Raw genomic sequence first — 1,891 nt, 5'->3', positions numbered from 1 at the left:
GCATCGTGCTGTGGCCCTCCGACGACCCCCGCTTCTCGTGCGACCTGCTGACCGCGGCGCCTACCCCACCGCCTTCCACCGGAAAGGTGCAGCCCTGACCGGCTTCTACTTCACGCTGCTCAACCAAGATCACCACTGGATCGACGGACGCGGCCGCGCTGTGCCTGTCGACCACCTGCCTGCTGACGACGCCTACGTCGCTGGATCCTGGCTGCGCGACAACGCCGCCGCTCTCGCCCGCCACATCCACCACGAGCTTCGTCACCTGCCCGCACAACCGCTCCCCCACTGGATTCCTGTCCCCCACGCCCTGACCGACGGCGCCAGCCAGGCGTGGGTGGAGGCCACGCCGCTGGCGAAGAAGCTGAGCACGCACGCTAGCGTGCACTACACGCGGGTCGACGGGAGGCTGGTCCGGTTCCACACCATCTCCGTCGACGGCATCCGCCGCTGGCGTTTCTCCGGATGCAATGTCGCACGCGGGTACGCCACCTGGCAGGACGCGGCCGTCGAGGCCGAACTGCAGCTTGCCGGGAAGGTCCGCGGTCCGCTCGCGGCCGCCCGCGGCCACATCGTCGACCAGGCCGTCCACCGAGCGCACGTACGCCAGCAGCTCGCCGAGCTGCGCACGAAGGGCAGCAAAGCGGAGGCGGTCGTCTTCTCTTTTGACCTGCTGCCCGAAAACGTGCCCCTCCCCGACGACCCGTCGGCGCATCTGACCGAGGAACACCCGGCCGCCGGCGACGGCGCCGACCTCACTCAGCAACTGCGTCAGCAGGCCGAGGCCTCGCTCCGGATAGCGCAACAGGCCAACGCGCACGCGCGAGAGCTGCGCGGCCGTCTCGACCGCGCGGTCCAACTCGTGGGCCAGTACACCAAACAGGCCCGCGGCACCACGCGTCAGAGGTGGATCAACGTCCGCCGCGCCCTGGCCGCCGAGCTCGCTGAGCTCCCCACAGCGGTCCTCGACGAGGAGGGGCTCATCTGCCCTGCGTGCTGGCAGCGCAACCGCTTCGTGGAACACGACGTCGGGTTCCGCATCAACCCCCTCACGTTCGACAACCGAACGCGGCTGACTGCCGACTGCGGTACCGCGGATTTCGAGACCGAGCGGATCGTCTGCGGCGCCTGCGGGACCGCCGTCGCGCTGCCTGAGGCCATCGAGATCGACCACATCACCTGATCGTTTCCTACCGCGGGAGATATGTGAACACCGACGTTGCGGCGATTGACGCTGCCCTAGCCCAACTGGGATATGAGGTCGAACGCCTCGACAAACGGGTGTGCCTGCTGTCCTTGGCCGCCATCGCGCACCACGTACGCGCCACCTTCCCCGAAGCGGTGACGCTCGGCCTGTCATGGAACGATTACGCCATCCACGTCGTGCCGGCGGGCTACTACAACGCTGCCGGCGAACTCCTCGGCCAACTCCCCGAGCAGGAGTCCGACAACGTCGGTGTGTTCGGTGTGTTCAGCCCTGTGCCGCCAGGCGACCTTCTGGACGAGACGACCGAGCCCTACTGCTCCAACCTGAAGTGGACCAACCGGGCCGTGTGGGAGCCGTTCACGACCGACGTCCACCCCGCCACAGGCCGAACCATGCAGTCCGGCGATCTGTGGCTCGACCTGACTCGGGCGCTGACCATCCCGACCGGCATCATCAGCCCAGCCACGGTGCAGGCATTCGTCGATTGGGCCGAACAGGCGGGCATCACCCCCGAAGATCTCGACGACTACGTGCACGACCTGGCCAGCGAGCCGGCCTCGGACACCAACAACGGAGGCCTGCACGACCAGATCACCTTCATGATCGAGTCGTGCGGCGAAGACGGAGCCCGAGACCTGCTCGTCCGCTGCGAGCCCGAGAAGCCCCGCCCCGGCCACGCCATCG

At 68.1% G+C, this 1,891-nt stretch carries 2 protein-coding genes; both read left to right on the top strand.

Annotated elements, in window-relative coordinates; translation table 11 throughout:
- Positions 1–1,183, top strand: a 1,183-nt coding sequence (locus AB0J09_RS63720; RefSeq protein ID WP_360714104.1) for a hypothetical protein, incomplete at its 5' end; no start/stop codon positions are given.
- Between the two features lie 23 nt (positions 1,184–1,206).
- A partial coding sequence (locus AB0J09_RS63715) for a hypothetical protein (RefSeq protein ID WP_360714102.1) occupies positions 1,207–1,891 on the top strand: 685 nt, incomplete at its 3' end.

This window comes from Nonomuraea sp. NPDC049784 (genome assembly GCF_040659615.1).
In the GTDB taxonomy this organism is placed as follows: Bacteria; Actinomycetota; Actinomycetes; order Streptosporangiales; family Streptosporangiaceae; genus Nonomuraea.
The sequence above is the reverse complement of the archived record's forward strand: the minus strand, read 5'-3'. Positions and strand labels throughout refer to the sequence as shown.